Origin of the sequence: Halogranum amylolyticum (assembly GCF_900110465.1) — an archaeon.
In the GTDB taxonomy this organism is placed as follows: domain Archaea; phylum Halobacteriota; class Halobacteria; order Halobacteriales; family Haloferacaceae; genus Halogranum; species Halogranum amylolyticum.
This window is the reverse complement of record NZ_FODV01000008.1, coordinates 126,988-146,824: the sequence shown is the minus strand read 5'-3', so window position 1 is coordinate 146,824 and position 19,837 is coordinate 126,988. Positions and strand designations below refer to the sequence as shown.

Annotated in this window: 19 protein-coding genes, 3 tRNA genes, 1 rRNA gene and 1 pseudogene; 14 read left to right on the top strand and 10 right to left on the bottom strand. The window is 64.6% G+C overall.

Features of this window, described 5'->3' with window-relative positions:
* Positions 1 to 27: 27 nt before the first annotated feature.
* The 5 genes from rrf to BSG17_RS15285 all read left to right on the top strand — a co-directional run bounded on the left by rrf (position 28) and on the right by BSG17_RS15285 (position 3,394).
* Positions 28 to 149 (top strand): 5S ribosomal RNA (rrf, locus tag BSG17_RS15310).
* Between the two features lie 309 nt (positions 150 to 458).
* A tRNA-Cys gene (locus BSG17_RS15305) sits at positions 459 to 534 on the top strand.
* A 295-nt stretch (positions 535 to 829) separates the two neighbouring features.
* Positions 830 to 952: a hypothetical protein gene (locus tag BSG17_RS28305; RefSeq protein ID WP_280141185.1), complete on the top strand. Its 123-nt coding sequence runs from the start codon at positions 830 to 832 to the stop codon at positions 950 to 952.
* A gap of 82 nt (positions 953 to 1,034) precedes the next feature.
* On the top strand, positions 1,035 to 1,922 hold the full coding sequence (locus BSG17_RS15295; RefSeq protein WP_089825612.1) for a hypothetical protein: 888 nt from the start codon (positions 1,035 to 1,037) through the stop codon (positions 1,920 to 1,922).
* A 1,130-nt stretch (positions 1,923 to 3,052) separates the two neighbouring features.
* Positions 3,053 to 3,394 carry a DUF8062 family protein gene (locus BSG17_RS15285; RefSeq protein WP_089825609.1) on the top strand — a complete coding sequence of 114 codons (342 nt, stop codon included), beginning with the start codon at positions 3,053 to 3,055 and terminating at the stop codon, positions 3,392 to 3,394.
* A 12-nt stretch (positions 3,395 to 3,406) separates the two neighbouring features.
* Here the strand turns inward: BSG17_RS15285 and BSG17_RS28615 are convergent.
* The 4 genes and pseudogenes from BSG17_RS28615 to gnd all read right to left on the bottom strand — a co-directional run bounded on the left by BSG17_RS28615 (position 3,407) and on the right by gnd (position 6,704).
* Positions 3,407 to 4,656, bottom strand: a pseudogene (locus BSG17_RS28615) (hypothetical protein).
* 137 nt (positions 4,657 to 4,793) lie between these two features.
* A tRNA-Arg gene (locus BSG17_RS15275) sits at positions 4,794 to 4,866 on the bottom strand.
* Between the two features lie 152 nt (positions 4,867 to 5,018).
* On the bottom strand, positions 5,019 to 5,603 hold the full coding sequence (locus tag BSG17_RS15270; RefSeq protein WP_089825608.1) for a 2Fe-2S iron-sulfur cluster-binding protein: 585 nt from the start codon (positions 5,601 to 5,603) through the stop codon (positions 5,019 to 5,021).
* A gap of 198 nt (positions 5,604 to 5,801) precedes the next feature.
* A complete protein-coding gene (gene gnd, locus BSG17_RS15265) occupies positions 5,802 to 6,704 on the bottom strand; it encodes a phosphogluconate dehydrogenase (NAD(+)-dependent, decarboxylating) (protein ID WP_089825606.1) in 903 nt (300 codons plus the stop codon).
* A gap of 133 nt (positions 6,705 to 6,837) precedes the next feature.
* On the opposite strand from gnd, the gene BSG17_RS15260 reads away from it, so the two are divergent.
* The 4 genes from BSG17_RS15260 (at position 6,838) to BSG17_RS15245 (ending at position 9,375) form a co-directional block, all read left to right on the top strand.
* Positions 6,838 to 7,941: an aminopeptidase gene (locus BSG17_RS15260; RefSeq protein ID WP_089825604.1), complete on the top strand. Its 1,104-nt coding sequence runs from the start codon at positions 6,838 to 6,840 to the stop codon at positions 7,939 to 7,941.
* A 145-nt stretch (positions 7,942 to 8,086) separates the two neighbouring features.
* Entirely contained in the window at positions 8,087 to 8,401 is a 315-nt protein-coding gene (locus BSG17_RS15255; protein ID WP_089825602.1) for a thiamine-binding protein, read from the top strand.
* Positions 8,402 to 8,513: 112 nt separating this feature from the next.
* Positions 8,514 to 8,924, top strand: coding sequence for a 30S ribosomal protein S6e (locus BSG17_RS15250; protein WP_089825600.1), 411 nt, complete (start codon positions 8,514 to 8,516; stop codon positions 8,922 to 8,924).
* 19 nt (positions 8,925 to 8,943) lie between these two features.
* Positions 8,944 to 9,375 carry a DUF7112 family protein gene (locus tag BSG17_RS15245; protein ID WP_089825598.1) on the top strand — a complete coding sequence of 144 codons (432 nt, stop codon included), beginning with the start codon at positions 8,944 to 8,946 and terminating at the stop codon, positions 9,373 to 9,375.
* A gap of 407 nt (positions 9,376 to 9,782) precedes the next feature.
* Here BSG17_RS15245 and BSG17_RS15240 read toward each other — a convergent pair.
* A tRNA-Phe gene (locus BSG17_RS15240) sits at positions 9,783 to 9,871 on the bottom strand.
* A 172-nt stretch (positions 9,872 to 10,043) separates the two neighbouring features.
* Between BSG17_RS15240 and BSG17_RS15235 the strand changes: the two genes are divergently transcribed.
* On the top strand, positions 10,044 to 10,472 hold the full coding sequence (locus BSG17_RS15235; protein WP_089825596.1) for a DUF5807 family protein: 429 nt from the start codon (positions 10,044 to 10,046) through the stop codon (positions 10,470 to 10,472).
* 89 nt (positions 10,473 to 10,561) lie between these two features.
* Here BSG17_RS15235 and BSG17_RS15230 read toward each other — a convergent pair whose 3' ends face one another.
* Positions 10,562 to 11,851: a DHH family phosphoesterase gene (locus BSG17_RS15230; RefSeq protein WP_089825594.1), complete on the bottom strand. Its 1,290-nt coding sequence runs from the start codon at positions 11,849 to 11,851 to the stop codon at positions 10,562 to 10,564.
* Positions 11,852 to 11,929: 78 nt separating this feature from the next.
* The gene (locus BSG17_RS15225) at positions 11,930 to 12,364 is read right to left on the bottom strand and encodes a universal stress protein (RefSeq protein ID WP_089825636.1); all 435 of its coding nucleotides are present in this window, start codon (positions 12,362 to 12,364) and stop codon (positions 11,930 to 11,932) included.
* A 96-nt stretch (positions 12,365 to 12,460) separates the two neighbouring features.
* On the opposite strand from BSG17_RS15225, the gene BSG17_RS15220 reads away from it, so the two are divergent.
* Positions 12,461 to 12,910: a universal stress protein gene (locus BSG17_RS15220; RefSeq protein WP_089825592.1), complete on the top strand. Its 450-nt coding sequence runs from the start codon at positions 12,461 to 12,463 to the stop codon at positions 12,908 to 12,910.
* 92 nt (positions 12,911 to 13,002) lie between these two features.
* Here the strand turns inward: BSG17_RS15220 and BSG17_RS15215 are convergent, their stop codons facing one another.
* A complete protein-coding gene (locus BSG17_RS15215; RefSeq protein ID WP_089825590.1) occupies positions 13,003 to 13,548 on the bottom strand; it encodes a GNAT family N-acetyltransferase in 546 nt (181 codons plus the stop codon).
* Positions 13,545 to 13,913, bottom strand: coding sequence for a universal stress protein (locus tag BSG17_RS15210; protein WP_089825588.1), 369 nt, complete (start codon positions 13,911 to 13,913; stop codon positions 13,545 to 13,547). Before BSG17_RS15210 ends, BSG17_RS15215 begins: the two co-directional genes overlap by 4 nt.
* Before the next feature lie 108 nt (positions 13,914 to 14,021).
* Here BSG17_RS15210 and BSG17_RS15205 point away from each other — a divergent pair, with 108 nt between their 5' ends.
* Positions 14,022 to 14,729, top strand: a complete 708-nt coding sequence (locus BSG17_RS15205; protein ID WP_089825586.1) for a DUF5806 family protein — start codon at positions 14,022 to 14,024, stop codon at positions 14,727 to 14,729.
* 155 nt (positions 14,730 to 14,884) lie between these two features.
* Here the strand turns inward: BSG17_RS15205 and BSG17_RS15200 are convergent, their stop codons facing one another.
* The gene (locus tag BSG17_RS15200) at positions 14,885 to 15,361 is read right to left on the bottom strand and encodes a DUF7529 family protein (RefSeq protein WP_089825585.1); all 477 of its coding nucleotides are present in this window, start codon (positions 15,359 to 15,361) and stop codon (positions 14,885 to 14,887) included.
* 178 nt (positions 15,362 to 15,539) lie between these two features.
* On the opposite strand from BSG17_RS15200, the gene BSG17_RS15195 reads away from it, so the two are divergent.
* On the top strand, positions 15,540 to 17,987 hold the full coding sequence (locus BSG17_RS15195; RefSeq protein ID WP_089825582.1) for an ABC transporter ATP-binding protein: 2,448 nt from the start codon (positions 15,540 to 15,542) through the stop codon (positions 17,985 to 17,987).
* A 129-nt stretch (positions 17,988 to 18,116) separates the two neighbouring features.
* Positions 18,117 to 19,835 carry an ABC transporter substrate-binding protein gene (locus BSG17_RS15190; protein WP_089825580.1) on the top strand — a complete coding sequence of 573 codons (1,719 nt, stop codon included), beginning with the start codon at positions 18,117 to 18,119 and terminating at the stop codon, positions 19,833 to 19,835.
* Positions 19,836 to 19,837: the final 2 nt, after the last annotated feature.

Sequence of the window (19,837 nt, the reverse complement as noted above, 5' to 3'; positions counted from 1 at the left end):
CTACGGTTCGATTCCGTAGGTCGGCGTTCAGGCGGCCACAGCGGTGAGGTTCCACCCGTACCCATCCCGAACACGGAAGTTAAGCTCACCAGCGTGGAAGCAAGTACTGGAGTGGGAGACCCTCTGGAAACACTTCTTCGCCGCCTCCACTCATATCTCAGCCCCCGAGCATTCGGTGCTCGGGGGCTTATTTCATTTGTAGCGACGAGCGACAGCACCGGACAGCGACAGCACCGCGTCTGCGACGAGCTACCGACAGCCCCGCGTCCGCGACGAAACAGTCAGTATCACACAAGCAACGACAGTACCGCGGCAGCGACGGCACAGCATCAGCAGACAGGGCCCACCATCGCGCCTGGCGGCGCGAAGGTGGGAACCGCTTGATCGGGCGTAATCGAACGAAGCAGTCGACCTGAGACCGCTAGGCTTAAGCGCGCTACTACTCTACGGTCAACTGCGCCAAGGTGGCAGAGTCCGGCCTAACGCAGCGGCCTGCAGAGCCGCCCATCGCCGGTTCAAATCCGGCCCTTGGCTTCTCTATCTCCGATTGAGACCAATCAGAGACGCCACCTACCGTTCCGGAGACATCGATTTTGTCTGCAGATAACTCGGCGCTCGCAACGACAGAGATGAGGCTCTAGAGCAACCCCAACAGCCGAAAGATTAACTCGCTAGTTCTCGTACGCAAGGGAGAGACCGACTCGTTGGCCGTCAGTTCACCAATGCGTACTTAGACACTCTCGACTACGTGTTCGCCGTTTCGATAACCGTCCTCGCGTATCTCCATCTCCCGTGGCGTCCCGCGATCCGCTGCGGACTACGCGCCGGTGTGGTTGCCGTCTCCTCGCTTTTCCCGCTCAGTCTCGAGAGCCTCGTGGTCGCTGTCGTCGCCGTGGGTGTCGTATTTCTCGTACTGCTCGTCGAAGTTCTTCCCGGTCGGGGCGGCTCGTGAGTCGGTCCGTTCAACTTCACGGGACCGAAGGTCTGTCAGCCGAAAAGTAACCGTTATACGCCGGGTAGCCTTTGGCCCACGTATGCAACGACGCGCTGCGGCCATCTACGTCGCGCTCTTCCTGGTCATCGGCGCGGGCGCTTACTCGCTCATCGCGACCGCCCAGACTCCAACGATCGGGTTCGAGAACCCCGAATACGAACTCAGTCAGGGAGAGACCTTCCAAGTCGAGGGACAGACGTACAACGTCACGAGCATCTCTGCAGAGGTTCAGAGTGGCGGTGGTGGCGGCCACGGCGGTGGTGGTGGCGGTGGAGAACTCGTCCGCTCCGGGCAAGTCTCGTGGGTGAACGACTCAGCCCGCTACACCGCCCAGTGGGAGAACAACACGACGGTGAACATGGGGCAGAACAACACCACCTACCGTGTCCTCGTTCAGCAGACGTCGGGGAACCCGACGGACTTCGTCCTTCGGGAGGAGATCAACCAGACGCAGGTCCTCCAGAACGATCCCGCAGCGGACAACCAGACGGTCATGCGAAACGGCGAACGTGTCGTGCTCGTCGAAGGTGAAGACGGGAGTCTGAACGCCGTCCCGGTCGACGAGTACTTCCCCGAACCGTCCACCCAGCAGTACAGCGAGAACGACTCGCTGACGTACCAGGGTAACGAGACGACGGTCGACGCGGTCGAAAACGAGTCGGTCACACTGGCGTGGACAGGAGAGAAGACTAACACCGCCGAACTGAGCGACGAGGGGAACGTCACCCTCGGTAACCAGACGTACCTCGTCCACTTCCAAGACAACGAGACGGTCGCTCTCACGCAGAACTTCGAGAGCTACCGAATGCAGACGAACAGTATCGCCGAGTTCCACGAGCAGGTCAACGGACTCTGGGGGATCGTCATCCTCTGTGGATCCGTCGCGGTGCTCCTCGTCGGGATGGCGTACCTGCCCTCGCGGTACTAACTGCGTCGTTCGTCCTTCTCGCCATCTCGCTTTTTTTGCTTAGTACGTCGTCCGTCTTCCTCGGCGGTGACCGACACTAACGTCGGAGTCGACTTACGAGGGACCGTCGAGTTAGTCACTCTCTTATCGGTCTTTGGATCGAAAGACCTAGCTGTCGTCGCCCCGTTAGGACCAGACTTCGGCCGTTTCTCCGGATCCCGCAACGTTTCGCTCGCAGTAGAGAGTATGCTTTCCGAGACACTACGAGAGAGAACCACTGTATGGGATTCGCATCTGTACACCTCTTGTGCGAGATTAACAAAGACGGTGGGGCCCGACTACCAGCCGTCGACGGTCGTTCGCGACCGAGTACTCGAACGGACTTCGGCGATGAGACGGAGACCACTGAACCGACGACGCTGCTAGTCGGTCCAACTCTCGGCGATATTAGTCGTGTCGCCGTCGTGAGGGCTGCTTCCGTAAGCGCAGTCGACGACTACTGGACCGGAACCGACCGTTCCGAACGACGGACACTCGTCGGTGAGGAACGTATCTCCAAATCCAACGCGACGGATGGAGGTTCGACCGCTCGCACAGCGAGCAGACGGTGTATGCACGACGACCGCGGCAATGACGGTGGCGACACCCACCAGAGCCGCCTCGTCGGTTGTCGAGGCTCGCTTGTATCGGCCGCCACCGACGACACCTGTCGTTCACAGTCCGGACGTTCGCCTGTGAGTTCGACGAAGCCGGTTATCCGGTTCGCAGTTCACACACGGGTCGGTACGCTCTCACCGCAGTACGTGAGCAGCGAGCAGGTGTGATGGGACCGCCTCGAGGTTCGGTTCGACTGAGTTGTCGAGGCCTCTGACGGACGGACGACGGTTTCGAACGTACAGTCTCCCGCCTCAGACGGGAGTCGAAGCGGTCGACCGACTTTGATCGAGCGACGGAAGCGATCCGATCGAACAGAAAACGGGGATTTAACGAGAGGTTCACAACCCTCGTCTGACAGCGTTGCACGTTCGTCGTGACCGGTCTGACTTTCGCCGGTCACGCCACCGTTTATTCCAGTCTCCTTGTCGAGTTTCAGCGTGTCGACCACCGGTCGTACCGACACACAGAAAGGAAGTCACTGCATACGAAGAACCGTGTCCGACGAGAGTGACGACGGCGAGCCCGACTACGACAACGTACCGACGGTCTCCTGCAGTCGTTGTAATTGCGAGTGGGAGCTCTCCTACGAACTCGACGACCTGCAGGTCGGAAACCAGTCCGTCGAACAGTTCGCTCTCGACCACATGCGTCACACGGGACACTTCCCCGACAGCGTCAGTCCGTGGGTCGCCCGTTGTCGGCAGTGTCCCGACGGCGACGAGTTTCTGTCCGAACGCCCCGCTCGGCGCTGGGCCGAGATTCACGCCCGACATACGCGACACACGGTCGACATCGACCACGGCGACGACGAGACGACGACTGTCACACCTGAGTGACCCACATCCCTCTTAGATGAACTCCAGTGGTTCGCGCAGCGCCCAGACGTCGGTTTCTGGATCGAGTCGGTGGGGTTCGGCCCCTCGTTCCATGAGGATGCCGCCGTGATAGAGCATCGCTTTCAACTGAAACACCGTCGGTGAGTGGAAGACGGTTCCGTCGTTCAGTTCTCTCACCCGAAGACCACCCTGTTCGTCGAGCACCCTACTGCGCACGTCGTCGCTCCCGCGAAGGAACAGCTCGACGGTGAACGTCGGATGCTGGACGTGGAGCCACTCGACGAGGTCGACGAGCGACGGCTCGTCGACTCCGTCGTCGTGCATGGTCTGGAGCTCTTCGACGAGGAGTTGGGTCGCCGGATACGCCCAGACGACGCGTCTGGTCACCAGTCCCCACTCCGGCGCGAGGTCACAGAACCGATTCCGCGACCCTCGCCAGTCTTCGAACGACGTGAGTGCGGCGTCGGCCGACCCGTAGCGGTGCAGCGCGAACCGAACGACCTCCTCGCCGAGCGACGTGAGCTCGGTTCGGTCCGGGTTCTCTTCGATCAGCCCGAGAAAGGTCGCTCCTCGGCGGGCATCGGTCGTCGCTCCCACGACTCTTCGGCGAGGAGCTCGTCGGTGTCGTCGTCGTGGTAGAGTGCGAGCGGGACGCCGAGATAGTTCTTCGGATGGTTCAAACCGAACGACTTGTCGGCGACGCCTTGTGCCGTCGCCTGAAAACGGATAGCCGTCGCGTCGTCGGAGGTTCGGTTCCCGACGACACGCGGGACTTCGAGCGGTTCGACAGCACCTCCAGTGTCGACGCCCAGCACACCGACGTTGAGTTCGCGAGCGAGCGTCCGGACCGACTGCGAGATCGCTCGAACAGGTGCTGCGACGTAGGCGGCGTTGGCTTCGTGGAGGCGATCGTACGCCTGTCTGACCCCCCGTTCGACGTCGACTGCACCGGTATCGGTGTATCCTTTCGCCTCGACGGCGACGAGCGGTGGCTGGTCGCCGAACCGTTCCACTGCGAGAAGATCCGACCCGAGGAGACGGACCCCGACGAGATCCGGATAGCCCGAACCCAACCGAACGTGATTGAAGGGTGCCAGCTGCTCACGTACCTCTGACGAGATCGGCTGTCCCGGGAGCCACTCCTCTATCGCGAACTGCGTATCGACGACAGAGTAGGTGTTCGGCTCCTCTGTGTCCGGGAAAAGACGGCGTTTCGTGTGTGCGAGGACCTCCGGTTCCGAAAGCGACGCCACACTGGCCATAGCTCGTAGTCTCGGGTGGCGGACGTGAATGTTCTGGGACGGAAGTGACGAGAGAATCCAATCGTCTCTCGTCGAGGCGACAACTCTACCGCTTTGCGACGAAGACGTGGCCGACTTTGGAGCGTCACGAGAAATGACGAGCCCGACGGGATTTGAACCCGCGGCATCTTGGTCCGGAACCAAGTGCTCTGTCCACTGAGCTACGGGCCCTCGCCAGTTCGTACACTCTACCTCCGTTTAACCGTTGTGGAGTCACAGTCGGTGACTTCGTCCGCTCCACACCGTCCGAACCGGAGTGGCGTCACGACGTGAGAAAGCAGAGAGGGAGTCGAAAGATCGTATCGGCCGCGAATCGAACCCGGTTACGGCGCTTCGCTCGTTTCGATGGAGAACGACGCCTTCGGGTAGGCGACGCAGGTCAGGATGTACCCTTCGCCGATCTCATCGTCGGAGAACGTCTCCTGTTTGAAGTGGGTGACGTAGTCGTCGCCGGGGCCGTCCGGAATGTGGGCGGCACACGAGACGCACTGTCCCTGTCGACAGGCGTAGGGAAGGTCCATCCCTTCGTCTTCGGCCTGATCGAGGATCGTCTCGTTGCTGGCGAGTTCGATCGTCTTGCCCTCCTTGACGAACTCGATCTCGAAGTACTCGACCTCGTCTTCGGGCATGTCTGCCGGGCTCTGTTCTTCCTCTTCGGCGCCCTCTTCGAGTTCGGCACCCTCCTCACCGGCGACCGCGCCGGCGGCAGCGCCGCCACCACCGCCGATGGCGCGGTTCATCGGCTCGGGGAAGTCGGTCTCGGGGACCGTCGACGCGCGCTTCTCGAGGACGTCCTGTGAGATGTCCTGCGTCGGGGTCCATCCAGTCCCCTTCGAGAAGTGCATGGCGACGGCGATGAGCGTCAGCGTCGCGCCGAGGCCGATTCCCAGTAGATTTACCTCTGCCATAGCGAGGGGTTCGGAGTGTGGGTTTAACAGGGTTATGATTGGTGCGTCCGCTGTCGTACGACAGTGACTCGGGAGAATCGTCGTCCACGGCCGACTCTGTTCGCGTCTTCGCTCCCACCTTTTGCTCTGCGCTCGCTCCGACAGAGCACGTTCTGTCTCGTTCCCACTCGTTTCACCCGTGGGAATCCGCTCGCGGGGCTACTCCTCGCGGGCGACTTCGTGCCGACCGAACCCGTACCGGAGTCGGTTCGCGAGTCGTCGCGAGAACCGGCCCGTCTCGGGTGCACGACTGCCGAACCGCTCGGCGAGCGCCTGGTAGATGAGCGGCACCGGAACTTCCTGTTCGAGCGCCTCCTGGACCGTCCACGTTCCCGTCGACCCGCCGGCGACGTGGTCGGAGACGTCGCCGAGGTCGGTCCCCTCTTCGCGGAACGCCTCCTCACAGAGTTCGAGCAGCCACGAGCGGATGACGGCGCCGTTGTTCCACGTGCGGGCGACGGCTTCGAGGTCGAGGTCGTAGCGCCCCTCGGCGAGCAGTTCGAACCCTTCGCCGTAGGCCTGCATGAGCGCGTACTCGACACCGTTGTGGACCATCTTCACGTAGTGACCCGACCCGACCGGTCCCATGCGGTCGTGACCGTCGGGGCCGGTGGCGACGGCGTCGAAGACGGGTGTCAGCTCGTCGTAGGCCCACTGGGGACCGCCGACCATGAGCGAGAAACCGAGCTCTGCGCCGGCCGGGCCGCCGGAGGTCCCGCAGTCGAGGTAGGCCGCGTCGACGGACTCCGCGCGGCGTGTCGACGCCTCGAAGTGGGAGTTGCCGCCGTCGACGACGACGTCCTCGGCGTCGAGTAGCGGTGCCAGTTCGTCGAGCGTCGCGTCGACGGCTTTCCCTGCGGGGACCATGAGCCAGATGCGTCTGTCGTCGCCGAGGCGGTCGACGAGGTCCTCGACCGACTCTGCCGGTTCCGCGCCGGCGTCTGCTGCCGTCGCCACCGCCTCCGCCGAGAGGTCGAACGCGACGACGTCGTGGTCGGCGTCGAGCACGCGGTTCACTACGATCTGCCCCATCCGTCCGAGTCCGATAACGCCCAGTTGCATGGTGTGGGCTGTCGCGTCCGGAGAGGTAGGGGTTGCGGTTCCCGCGGCCAGCCGTCGCTCTCGCCGGAACCGCGTCGCCGACCGAGACCACACGGACCGTCGGGACTTTCACGACGCCAGTCCACCGGGCGGTATGGACCCGAGAATCCACGACCACGCCGAGACCCTCGTCGACTGGAGCGCTCGAATCGAGCGCGGCGACGACGTCGTCCTCTCCGTCGCCGAAGACGCCCACGAGTTGGCCGTCGCCGTCGCCGAGAAGCTGGGTGACCGCGGCGCGAACGTCGTGACGACCTACGCCTCCAGCGAAGTCTCTCGTGCGTACCTGCAGGCGCACGACGGCGACTTCGACGACGACCCGGCACACGAACTCGCGCTCTACGAGAACGCCGACTCCGTCCTGTTCCTCGGCGGCGGCCGCAACACGTCGGCGACGGCGGACGTCCCCGGCGAGAGACAGCAGGCGTTCTCGAAGGCGACGACCGGCATCCGCGAGGCCCGCATGGAGACCGACTGGATGTCGACGGTCCACCCGACTCGCTCGCTCGCCCAGCAGGCTGGGATGGCCTACGAGGAGTACCAGCAGTTCGTCTACGACGCCGTCCTGCGCGACTGGGAGGAGTTGGCGGAGCAGATGGCCGAGATGAAAGACGTCCTCGACGCGGGCAGCGAGGTCCGCATCGTCAAGGAGGACACCGACCTGACGATGTCGATCGAGAACCGCGTCGCCGTCAACTCCGCGGCCTCCGTCGTCTACGACTCCCACAACCTCCCCTCCGGCGAGGTGTTCACTGCCCCCACCGCTACCGAGGGCACCGTCTTCTTCGACGTGCCCATGACCATCTCGGGCAAGCGCGTCCGGAACGTCCATCTGACGTTCGAGGACGGCGAGGTCGTCGACTTCTCGGCCGAGTCGGGCGAGGAGGCGCTCGCAGACGTCCTCGACACCGACGAGGGGGCCCGCCGACTGGGCGAACTCGGCATCGGGATGAACCGCGGCATCGACCGCTTCACCGACAACATCCTGTTCGACGAGAAGATGGGCGACACCGTTCATCTGGCAGTTGGCCGCGCCTACGGCTCGAACTTCCCCGACGGCCACGAGGACGAGGCGAACCAGTCGGCCGTCCACGTCGACATGATCACGGACGTGAGCGAGGACTCCCGACTGGAGGTCGACGGCGAGGTCGTCCAGCGCGACGGAACGTTCCGGTGGGAAGACGGGTTCGAGGGATAGCGAGCCGTTTCCGAGTCCAGTTCTCAGCGTTCGTCGTCGACGGTCGTTCTGTCGAACGCGTACAAAACGATTTGCCCGTCGCTAGTGTCTATCACGAGAGGGGACGACGCGCTCTGCGCCCTCCCCGCAATCGGAGGTTCCACAGATGACTGTCATCGCACGACTGGAAATCACACCGGTACACAAGGGAAGCATGGCCGAGGAGATCGCTCGCGCAGTCGCCGCGCTTGACGACTTCGACGTCTCTTACGAGACGACTGCGATGGACACCGTGATCGAGGCGGAGTCGACCGCGGAAGTGTTCGCCGCAGCGCAGGCCGCTCACGAGGCCGTCGACACCGACCGCATCATCACGTCGCTCGAGATCGACGACCGCCGCGACCGCAGCGAGCACACTGCAGATCGAGTCGCTGCTGTCGAGGAGGCACTGGGACGGCCGCCGAAGCGACAGTCGGCGTAGACCGAGGCTACTGTGGGAGCGACACGGCCCACGGTCACTGTTCTCACGGCCAACGGCGTTCGGCGGCGACCGTTTCGACGTACTTTTTATCGCCGACCGTTTCATCCCGCCTATGGCAGATTTCAAAGTCGTCGTCGCCGACCCCGACTCCGGCAACACGTATCAGATGGACGTAGACGGACAGGACGCCAACCGCTTCCTCGGGCGCTCGCTCGGCGAGGAGGTCGACGGTGCGGCCGTCGGTCTCGACGGGTTCACGCTCGAACTCACCGGTGGCTCGGACAAGGCAGGTCGTCCGATGCGAAAGGACGTCGCCGGCCCGAACCTCAAGGAAGTGCTCCTCGACGGCGGCGTCGGCTACAAGCCGTCCCGTGACGGCGAGCGCAAGCGCATCACCGTCCGCGGCCGCGAGGTCTCCGAGGAGACCGTCCAGATCAACGTGAAGGCGCTCGGTGAGGGCGACGTCGAAACCGCGCTCGGCGAGGGCGACGCCGAGGACGAGGACGAGGACGCCGACGAGTAGACGTCTCTTCTCTCTTTCAATGGCAGAACGCGTCCCCAGCGACCACCCGTCGGTCTCGACAGTCCGCGCGAAGATCGTCCGCAGCGGCGGCACCACCCGCCCCTGTCTCCGCCTCCCGAGCGAACTCTCGCTCTCGGGCGGCGACGTCGTCCGCCTCTCGCTCGGCGGCGAGACGTACCACGCACCTGTCGTCGAAGACGCCGAAGGTCTGCTCGTCCGCGGCGCGTACGACAACAAGCGTCTCGCGCGCAACCCCGGCGAGAGTGAGAACCGCCTCGTCGAGTGGTGCGGGACGACCGGCCGCGACCCGGGTTCGAGCGTCGAAGTCGACGAAGTCGAACCGGAGTTCTTCTACGGCGTGCGCGTCCCCGGCAAGCGCGTCGTCTACGACGTCCCACAGAAACCGAACGACTCGCTGGCGTCGATCGCGGAGAAACTGGAAGACAACTAGTCGTCGTGCTGACCTTTCGGTGGACTCGCGACGTGCTCAGTGACAACTGTGGCGCGTGGCTGCGCGGCCTGCGTGTCTTCGCGAGGGACCCGAGCGAAGGCCAGCAAGAGCCTGTGGCTCTCGCGTTGCCGCGAGCCACTCGCGCGAGGTCTTCACGAGCGAAGCGAGCGCGCACAGCGAGGCTCCTGCGAGCAGTGCGAGCAGGAAGCAGTGAGACCGGAGGTCTCGCCAGACTTCCGAGTTCAGCGACTCGGGGCTTTCGAGGGGGACTCTCTCACGTCGACCGACTCTGTTGAAACGCAGCCAAAACTTCTCTCGGCCGACAGAATTGTCGTGCTGAATAGCTCGCGCAAGTCGGTCACTGAACTTCTCCTCTCACACCAACGAAGCCCAAACGGGGAACAGAACGAAAGGGGATGGATTTGAACCATCGTGGCTCTATTTCAGGCCACCCACCGCGATGGTGGGCGCTCTGGCCAGGCTGAGCGACCCTTTCACGTGGAGTCAACCACAGTTACACTCATTTGTTGGAACTGTATTATGTATTGTCAGGTTACTACTTTGCTGAATAGACTCTCTATCCAGCACCGTCGAAGAAACGTATCAGTCACCAGCCAGCTAAAACAGAGGACAGGCGCTTTTTACCCTTGGACGAACGAACCCTCCCCATGAGCAAACTCGACGAGTTCCTCGCGGGCGAGCGCCTCGAGGACGTTGCACTCTTTCTCACTCACGAGTATCTCGACGAAGAAGGGAAGATCGCAAACTACGGCCAGGAGGTCGAGAACGGCGTCGTCCTCGTCGTCGACGGCGACGACGGCCGCGGGATGTTCGCCTCCGGCACCGGGATGGACGCGATGGAGTTCGCCCAAGGTGCGATGGGCAACCGCGGCGAGATCGGCGCCGATCTCGGCGGCGGCGACTGCCCCGAGGCCGAACCCGACGAGAACCACAACGTGAAGTTCGTCTTCGCCTTCGCAGAGGAGCAGAACGAGGAGGTCGGCGGTCTCTACGAGGAGGGCGACGTCATCCACGCCTACGCGCAGTGTGAGTGCGGCACCGCCTACTCCGACCGCTGGGTCGTCGGCGAGAAGTAACGTCGGGATCGCGGCTGTTCGGCTCGTTTTCGACTCGAAACGAAGGGGTTCAGTCGTCGTTCGACCCGAAACGGAGGGGGTTCGACGGGCTATCGCTCGGTCTCGATGCCTTCGTCGTCGCCGTCGGCTGACTCTTCGTCACTGCTGTCGCCGTCCGACTCACCCTCGTCGACGACGTCGCCCTCTGCGTCGTCGACTTCTTCGGCTTCCTCTTCGGCCAACCGCTCGAACGCGGCGAGGATGACGCGCTTCGCCGCAGAGCCCTGCGTCGACCAGTGGTGGGCGTAGTCGAGCATGTCGTCGTAGATGTCGGGCTTGCAGCCGGCGGCCTTCGGGTGGCCGCCGCCGTTGACCTGTGCGGCGACCTCGTGACAGCGCTCGAACCCCTCGGTGCCGCGGATGCTGGCGCTGCCGGCCGGTTTCACGATCACCGCGGCGTCGGTGCCCTGCTCGCGGAGTGCCTCGGCGACCTCGTTCTGCGAACAGCGGCCGTAGGTGATGCCGACCGTCCACGGGCCGACCTCCTTGATCTCTGCGCGACTCACGGCCAGGTCGATGAGCTGCTCTTTCTCGACGCGACGCTCGGCGATGTACTCCTCGACGATCTCTGGTAACTCCGCGCCGTACGTGCCGACGACGGTGACGTACTCCTCTGCACCCGTCCAGTAGGCGTAGTCCGCGAGGTCGTCGCTGCGGGGGTCCTCCCGAAGCCACAGGTCGTGGTCACGCGTGACGGTGGCGAGGTCGACGAACTTCTCGTCGAACTCGTAGTCCAGCGAGCGGAGCGCGACGTCGGTGGTGCACTCCTCCTCGGACTCGCCGACGACGAGGTCGACGCCGGCCTCCCGGACCTCCGCGGCGACCTCGTCGCGCCACTGGTGGTGGTCGAACCAGCGCACCGACGAGGCGTGTGCCAACAGGTCCGCCAACTCCTCCTCGACGTACTCGTAGCGGTCCGGACAGAGGTCACAGACGTACACTTCGACGCCGTCGTCGGCGAACTCGGCGACGCGGGCCATCTCGTCTTCGAGGTTGTGCGGCGAGGCACCGACGAGCGCGACGGGTGATTCGGGTGCGTCGTCGTCTTCCTCGTCCTCCTCGTCGGACCACTCCTCGCCGGCCAACCGCTCGGCGATGGCCGCCTCGAACGGTTCGACGTCGAGTGCGGCGTCGTACATCTCACGAAGGAGTGCAACACTGCCGAGGCCGTCGGCGTCGGCGTCGGCGATGACGACCACCTCCGCACCCTCCACCGCCTCCTGCACGCGTTCGTCGTCTCGGTCCTCGTCAAGCGAGTCGGGATAGAAGAATCCGGTCCCCGGGAGTAGCGACTTCCGCGAGAGCGGGAGGCGACTGCTGTCGATGAGATCGTCGTCCATACCGACGAGTCGGTGCGACGGGTGAAAACTCCCGTGCTCCGTGTTCCGGGCCGCCGCCCTCGGTCTGCGGCCGGCCGCTCAGCGTTCCTCGTCGGCCAGTTGCCGGACGGTCAACACCGGGACGGGGCAGGTTCGGACGACGCGCTCGGCGACGCTGCCGATGAGAAAGCGGTTCTCGCCGTGTCGACCCCGCGTCCCCGTCGCGACGACGTCGGCGTCGACCTCGCGAGCGTAGGACGTGATCTCCGCGGCCGGTCGCCCCTCGCGGACGGCGGTCTGCACGTCGCGGTCGGTCAGTTCGCGGACGCTCTCGAGTGCCTCCTCGGCCTGTTCGGTGAGTGCGTCGCGCATCTCCTCGCGGAGGCGGTCCGGCGACGACTCGACCTCGCCGGTGTCGACGATCGAGAGAACGTGCACCTCGGCGTCGAACCGGTCGGCCAGGTCGAGGGCGACGTCGACTGCCCGGCGGACGCTCTCGGAGCCATCGGTCGAGATGACGATGCGGTCGAACATACCGCGGCGTTCGCTCGCCCGTGTCATAAAACTGCGCCGCATCGGTCGACGACGAACGGGGGAGTGTTTTTGCCGTCCCGGTTCGCAGGGGCAGGTATGGATGCACTCGACATCGACCTCGTGCTCGTCCCGGTCGACGGGAGCGAGGAGTCGACGACTGCCGTCGAGTACGCGGTCGCCATCGCCGCGGAGTACGACGCCTCGGTTCACACCGTCTACGTCCTCGGCGAAGACATCGTCCGCGCCATCGAAAACGGCGTCGTCGACGAGGAGGAGGTCGCCGCCGACACCGAGTCGTTCACCACCTCGGCGAAGGAGATCGCTGCCGACAGCGACGTGAAACTCACGACGTCGACTGCCTACGGCTTCTCGACGCGAGTGAAGACGCGTCACCCAGGCAGCGTCGTCCTCGACACCGCCGAGGACCTCGACGCCGACTTCGTCGTCGTCCCCCGCGAACCGATGTCCGACGACCCGAGCGAGGTGCTGGAGAAGGCCGCCGAGTACGTGCTGCTGTACGCGACACAGCCGATCCTGTCGGTTTGAGACGGAACCGGCGTCGACGGCGGTCGACACTACCGACCCGTCACGGTCGCAGTGACGACCGGCAGCCTCGCCGAGACGAGACGACGCCCCCCTTAGAGACGCAGCGTCATCTCGAGTTCGAAGCTCTCTGCGTCGCTCGTCTCGAACCCGATCTTCTTGTAGAGCGACACCGCCGCGCGGTTCCAGCGCTCGACGGTGAGCCAGACCTTCCCCACGTCGTTGGCGCGGCCGTAGCCGAGTAGCACCTCGATGAGCTTCGTCCCGATCCCCGCCTGCTGGTACTTCTGGAGGACGAAGATGGCGAGTTCGTAGGCGTCGTCCTCAGCGGGTACGAGCGTCGCGTGGCCGGCCACCTGGTCGCCGTCCCACGCGATGACGTTCAGACAGTCGCCGTCGAGGATGTTCTCCAGCCAGCTGCGGACGCGGCTCTCGCGGCCGGGAGGGATCCCCTGTGCGCGGTCGGCGGGGTCGAACTCCAGATACATCTCGACGAGCGCCTCCAACTCCTCGTCGGCGTCGGTGTCGGCGGCCGCGTCGTACGAGCGGATCTCGATCGTTCGTCCCTCGCGGTCCTCGAACTCGACTGGCGGTTCGGTGAACGCCTCGGCGGGCGCCTCGGGGTAGATTCGGTCGCTCATCGCACCAGTTTCACCGTCACGTGGGAGTTCAGGAGGACGAACTCGGCGATCCCGCCGATGTTGATCTTCCCCATCGGACTGGTCTCGCCGCCGCCGAGGGCGATCTGTTCGAATCCTTCCTCCTCGGCGATATCGACAATGTGACTTCCGGGGTCGCCCTCGACGTGGCGGACGTCGGCGGCGAGTCCCGCCTCGTCGAGCACCGCTCGAACCTCCGATTCGATCTCGTCGGGCGCGACGTCGGTGTTGGGGTTCTCCACGATGGCGACGGTGAGATCGTCTCCGGCCGCCAGCGCACGCTCGACAGTCTGCTCCAGCGCGCGGATGGAGTCCTCACTCCCGCCGATGCCCAGCAGTACCTTCATGGGCGAGGGGTCGGCGTCGTGATAGAAAACAGTTTCTCGTGTTGCAGCAGAATCCCCCCCGATTCGACGCACGACAACCCTTTTAGACCCCGCCCGGCAAGGGCGGATATGAGTGAGGACCCCGCGGCGACGGCAGAGTTCGACGAGGAGCCGTCGACCTCGGAGACGGACGACTCGGCGGCGGAGGAGACGGCCGACTCGGTGGCGAAGGAGGCGGACGATTCAGCGGCGCAGGCAGGCGATCCGGCGACCGCTGGCGACGAGACGGAGACGACCCAGCAACCGGCCGGCGACGTTCCCGAAGACGTCCGCAAGTACGAGCGGTTCAAGAAGATGGACGGCGCGCAGTACGACCGCGTCAACTCCTTCCTCCGCGACCGAACGTACATCACCGCCCGCGAGTGGGCCATCGCCCGTCTCTGTGCGGACTTCCGGACGGAGACCGGCGTCGAGATGACGAAGATCGGGAAGAACCTCCCCCGACTCGTCCCGTTCATGACCGACACCTACACCCCGCAGGCGGTCAACCAGGCCCGCTCGTCGTTCGAGGGGAAGATCAAACAGTCGGGCGCGACGTTCCTCTACGGCGCGATGTGCGGCTTCTTCACGGCCGAGGAGCTGGACGAGATGATGTACGAGGTGACCGAGATCGCGAAGTTCCTGCTGGAGGTCGAGGGGGTCGACCTCTCCGTCGAGGACGAACTGGAAGCCGAAGACCGCATCTCGCGCGTGATGCGCGAGGTACGAGAGGAGAGCGCACAACTCCGCGGCGAGGAAGTCGAGTGCCCCGAGTGCGGGCACGTCCACGAACCCTGAGCCGTCGCGTTCTCTCGTGTCTCGTTTTCGACTGTCTGGTCGCTGAACGACGAAGCGGCGGCTGTCGGCTACCGCCCGACGGGTAGGGAAGCGGAGTCTCGCAGGAGCTCTCAGGCACTCTCCTCGGGAGACGCGGCGTCGAGAGCGGCCGCCGACTACTCCGGGAACAGTAACTCGGGGTCCTGCTGGGTGAACGTCACGTGCTCGTCGCCCGAGAGCGGACGGACGTGCGTGTACAGCACGTCCGCCTCGCGGGCGCGCTCGAGCATCAGTCGGGCGTCCTCGACGCCGTAGTACAGCGGTGTCAACACGACCTGCTCCGCCGCCGTCGACTTCGTCACCAGTAAGAGGAAGACGACGCCACCCCGTTGTGCACGGAACACCTCGTACTCGTCGAACTCGGCGTCCGCGACCAGCGTCGAGACGGTTTCGTACTCCTCGCCGGGGACGAGCACGTCGAGTCCGAACCGTCCCTCCGTGCGCTCCTCGACGGCGGGCAGCGGGTTTACGTCGCCGGGATGTAGCTCCAGCGTCTCCCAACCGTTCTCGCGGTACTCCGCCGCCGTAGCCTCCATGTCCTCGACGACGCCCTCCCAGACGTCGAGCACCCCTTCGAGCGGATGGTTGTCCATGCCACACTCTGCTGTGGGGCCACGGGAAAAACGTTCGTTTCCCGTCGCTACCGTCGCAGTGAGATCGGACCGGAGGTCGGTCCGGTCTGGCGACCGGCCGAGATCGCCACGGGCGAGATTTGACGCGGCCGATAGATGTGAAAAGGTATTTGCGCCCCGCCCGGACAATCCTGTGGTAATGGCTGACTTACTCACTCTGTCGGACCTCCGAACGCAGTTCACGACCGACCGCGGTCAGGTGAAGGCGGTCGACGGCGTCGACCTCACCATCCACGAGGGCGAGACCGTCGGACTGGTCGGCGAGTCCGGGTCGGGCAAGAGCGTCACCGCGCTCTCGGCGATGGGGCTCGTCGACGATCCCGGCAGGATCGTCGGCGGCGAGGTGACGCTCCGGGAACCCGACCTCGCCGCGGAGTTCCGCGACCAGTATTCGAACCCACAGTTCGTCGACGGCGACCGGATCGACCTCACCGCCGCGCCCGAGGAGGCGCTCCGAGCGGTCCGTGGCGGCGCGATGAGTATGATCTTCCAAGACCCGATGACCTCGCTCAACCCGGCGCTGACCGTCGGCGAGCAGGTCGAAGAGTCGCTGCGCCTCCACCAGTACGGCGGCCGGAAGAAGGACACGTGGCTCAACGGCGTCCGCGAACTTCTCCCGAAGCTCGGCGGGAAGGAGGTCGACGAGGAGGTGCTCGAACGGGCGGTCGAAGTGCTCTCGGAGGTCGGTATCCCCGAACCGACTTCCCGCGTCGACGAGTACCCCCACGAGTTCTCCGGCGGGATGCGCCAGCGCGTGCTCATCGCCATCGCGCTCGCCTGCCGCCCGCGACTGCTCGTCGCCGACGAGCCGACGACGGCGCTCGACGTCACCATCCAGGCGCAGATCCTGGAACTCATCAACGACCTCCAAGACGAGTTGGGGATGTCGGTGCTGATGATTACTCACGACCTCGGCGTCGTCGCCGAGACGTGCGACCGCGTCGCCGTGATGTACGCCGGCGAGATCGTCGAGGAGGGACCGGTCGAGGAGATCTTCCAGAACCCCTCTCACCCCTACACCTACACCCTGCTCGAATCGATCCCGACGGAGGACAAGGAGCGACTGACGCCGATCGAAGGCAACGTCCCCGACCTCGTCGACATGCCCGACGGCTGCCACTTCGCCCCGCGGTGTCCGTGGGCGAAAGAGGAGTGTACCCACGGCGAGATCCCGCATCTCCAGCACGGCCCCGACGACGTGGACCACCGAGCGAAGTGTATCCTCGAGGAGTTCGACACCGACGAGTACGGGAGCGACGAGGCGCTCTCGACGGGCGATCACGAGATCGGCGGGCCGCTCCTCGAAGCGGAGGGTGTGAAGAAGCACTTCTCGCGGGCGGACGGGCTACTCGACGAGTGGCTCGGACTGGAGGATGCGAGCGTGAAGGCGGTCGACGGCGTCGACTTCACGGTCTACGAGGGCGAGACGCTCGGTCTCGTCGGCGAGTCGGGATGCGGGAAGTCGACGACGGGCCGGACGCTGCTCAAACTGCTCGAACCGACCGACGGCCGCGTCGTCTTCGCAGGCGAGGATCTGACCGACCTCGACGGGTCAGCGATGCGGGCGAAGCGTCGCGACATGCAGATGATCTTCCAGGACCCGATGTCGAGTCTCGACCCGCGGATGACGGTCAAACAGATCATCGCCGAACCGTTGAAGATTCACGATCTGCCCGAGGCAGAACCGTCAGAGGACAAGTCCCGGCGTCAGCAGCGTAAGGACCGCGTCGTCGAACTGATGGAGGCTGTCGGTCTCGAGGCCGGACAGGTGGACCGCTACCCCCACGAGATGTCCGGCGGACAGCGACAGCGCGTCGGCATCGCTCGCGCGCTCGCCGTCGACCCGGACTTCATCGTCGCCGACGAACCGGTCTCCGCACTCGACGTCTCGGTGCAGGCGCAGATCCTCAACCTCATGGAGGACCTCCAAGACGAGTTCGGGCTGACGTACCTGTTCATCGCTCACGACCTCTCCGTCGTCCGGCACATCTGCGACCGCATCGCCGTGATGTATCTCGGCGAGATCGTCGAGACGGCCGACACCAACGAACTGTTCGACAACCCCAAACATCCCTACACGCAGGCGTTGCTGTCGGCGATCCCCGTCCCCGACCCGACCGTCTCGCGGGAGCGCATCATCCTCGAAGGCGACGTCCCCTCGCCGATCAACCCGCCGTCGGGCTGTCACTTCCGGACGCGCTGCCCGCAGGTGATCCCGCCCGACGACGTCGTCATCGACCAGGAGACGTTCCGCGAGGTGATGGACCTCCGTCAGCGCGTCGAGTCGCGGAGTCTCGACCTTGAGGCCGTCGAGGCGGACGGCGACCGGACGGCCGACGCACCGCAGGCCACTGCCGCCGACGGCGGTCGCCCCGCCGTCGCGGCCCTGCGGAACCACCTCTTCGACACCGAACTCACCGGCGAGAACCGCGCCGTCGTCGACGACGCGCTCGCCGCCGTCGCCGGCGACGACTGGGAGACGGCGGAGACGCTGCTCCGGGACCGCTTCGAGAGCGTCTGTGAACGACAGAACCCCGACCTCGACGACGGCCCCCATCCGGCCGCGTGTCACCTCTACGACCTGTGAGAGAACATATATACGGAAAGATAGTGAACGAAATATAATTCGACGGAGGAATTGTTTCCGAGTGGTTTTCTCGATATCTCCCGGAATTATTATCGATAGCTTTAGGAACGTCGTGTTTGTTGTGCCCGTATGCCACGCGATAGCGCTGTCAATCGTCGCAGTTTCCTGAAAGCGGCCGGCGGTGCGGCGGCCGCAGCAACCCTCGCAGGCTGTGCAGCCGACCCCGACGAGACAAGTCCCTCCGACGGCGGAGACGGCGGCAGCGGTGGGGGGAACGCCTCCGACGGCGGAGACGGCGGCAGCGGTGGGGGGAACGTCCTCACGTACGCCCGCGGGAACGACTCGGGGACGCTCGACCCGCAGAACACGACCAGCGGGGAGGACGTGAAGGTCACCAACCAGGTGTACGATCAGCTCATCATGTTCAAGCCCGGCGAGACGTCGCTCCGGGAGGGGTTAGCGACCGACTGGTCACTCGAGGGGACGACGGCGTCGCTGACGCTCCGCGAGGGCGTCAAATTCCACAACGACGAGGAGTTCACCGCCGAGGACGTCGTCGCGACGTACAACCGCTTCGTCAACCCCGACTACGAACACTATCCGGGTGACGACTACATCTCCGCGTACGGCCCGTTCACGCTCGGAAACTGGGTCGACGAGGTCACCACGGACGGCGACTACACGGTGACGATGCAGCTGAGCCAGCAGTACGCGCCGTTCCTCCGCAACCTCGCGATGTTCGCGGCCTCCATCCTCTCGAAGAAGGCCATTGAGGAGATGGGGACGGACCTCAAGAGCAACCCTATCGGGACGGGACCGTTCCAGTTCGAGAACTGGGATAACTCCAACCAGCGCATTCGTCTCTCTGCAAACGGCGACTACTGGGGCGACGCGCCGAAAGTCGACGAGGTCGTCTTCACCGCCGTCGGGAGCAACACGAGTCGCGCCCAGACGCTCGACTCCGGCGGTGCCAACATCATCGACGGCATCGGCGCGCAGGCGTCGAAGATCGTCGACAACTCCTCGAACGCCGAACTCGTCGAGAAGGCTGGCATCAACATCGGCTACATGGCGTTCAACATGGCGAAGGTCGAGGCGTTCCGCGAGAAGAAGGTCCGCCAGGCCATCAGCTACGCCGTCAACACGAAGGCCATCGTCGACACCATCTACAAGGGGATCGCAGAGCAGGCGAGTCAGCCGATCCCCTCGAACGTGATGGGCTACAACGAGAGCCTCGACCCGTATCCGCAGGATCTCGACCAGGCCCAGTCGCTGCTCGAGGAGGCGGGCTACGGCGACGGGTTCAGCTTCGAGCTCGCGACGTTCAAGAACCCGCGGACGTACAACCCCTCGCCCATCCAGGCGGCCCAGACGGTCAAGTCGAACCTCGCGGAGGTCGGCATCGAGGTCAGCATCAACCAGCAGTCGTTCAACCCGTTCCTCGACTACACGTCGGCGGGTAACCACGACGCCTGTTTCCTCGGCTGGATGACTGACAACGCCGACCCAGACAACTTCTACTACAGCCTGCTCCACCCCGGCGTCTCCACCGACGACGTGCCGGACGGACAGGACTGGGTCAGCTTCGACGCGGAGGGGTACAACACGCTCAACTCCGCCGGGTGGGCCAACACCGACTTCATGTCGCTCGTCGAGGAGGCGCAGAAGACGTACGACGAGAGCGCCCGCACGAGCAACTACAAGGAGGCCGCACAGATCGCCCACGACGAGGCACCGTGGGTGTTCATCGACCACGCGAAGGAACTGCGCGGAGTCGGAAACCGCGTCGAAGGGTTCACGCTCGCGCCCATCGGCGGGCCGTTCCTGAACCTCGTCAGCCTCAAGTAACC

Coding starts and splice junctions, on each gene's coding strand:
- BSG17_RS15295 (WP_089825612.1), top strand. CDS start 1,035: ATGCAACGACGCGCTGCGGCCATCTACGTCGCGCTCTTCCTGGTCATC.
- BSG17_RS15270 (WP_089825608.1), bottom strand. CDS start 5,603: ATGGCAGAGGTAAATCTACTGGGAATCGGCCTCGGCGCGACGCTGACG.
- gnd (WP_089825606.1), bottom strand. CDS start 6,704: ATGCAACTGGGCGTTATCGGACTCGGACGGATGGGGCAGATCGTAGTG.
- BSG17_RS15260 (WP_089825604.1), top strand. CDS start 6,838: ATGGACCCGAGAATCCACGACCACGCCGAGACCCTCGTCGACTGGAGC.
- BSG17_RS15255 (WP_089825602.1), top strand. CDS start 8,087: ATGACTGTCATCGCACGACTGGAAATCACACCGGTACACAAGGGAAGC.
- BSG17_RS15250 (WP_089825600.1), top strand. CDS start 8,514: ATGGCAGATTTCAAAGTCGTCGTCGCCGACCCCGACTCCGGCAACACG.
- BSG17_RS15245 (WP_089825598.1), top strand. CDS start 8,944: ATGGCAGAACGCGTCCCCAGCGACCACCCGTCGGTCTCGACAGTCCGC.
- BSG17_RS15235 (WP_089825596.1), top strand. CDS start 10,044: ATGAGCAAACTCGACGAGTTCCTCGCGGGCGAGCGCCTCGAGGACGTT.
- BSG17_RS15230 (WP_089825594.1), bottom strand. CDS start 11,851: ATGGACGACGATCTCATCGACAGCAGTCGCCTCCCGCTCTCGCGGAAG.
- BSG17_RS15225 (WP_089825636.1), bottom strand. CDS start 12,364: ATGTTCGACCGCATCGTCATCTCGACCGATGGCTCCGAGAGCGTCCGC.
- BSG17_RS15220 (WP_089825592.1), top strand. CDS start 12,461: ATGGATGCACTCGACATCGACCTCGTGCTCGTCCCGGTCGACGGGAGC.
- BSG17_RS15215 (WP_089825590.1), bottom strand. CDS start 13,548: ATGAGCGACCGAATCTACCCCGAGGCGCCCGCCGAGGCGTTCACCGAA.
- BSG17_RS15210 (WP_089825588.1), bottom strand. CDS start 13,913: ATGAAGGTACTGCTGGGCATCGGCGGGAGTGAGGACTCCATCCGCGCG.
- BSG17_RS15205 (WP_089825586.1), top strand. CDS start 14,022: ATGAGTGAGGACCCCGCGGCGACGGCAGAGTTCGACGAGGAGCCGTCG.
- BSG17_RS15200 (WP_089825585.1), bottom strand. CDS start 15,361: ATGGACAACCATCCGCTCGAAGGGGTGCTCGACGTCTGGGAGGGCGTC.
- BSG17_RS15195 (WP_089825582.1), top strand. CDS start 15,540: ATGGCTGACTTACTCACTCTGTCGGACCTCCGAACGCAGTTCACGACC.
- BSG17_RS15190 (WP_089825580.1), top strand. CDS start 18,117: ATGCCACGCGATAGCGCTGTCAATCGTCGCAGTTTCCTGAAAGCGGCC.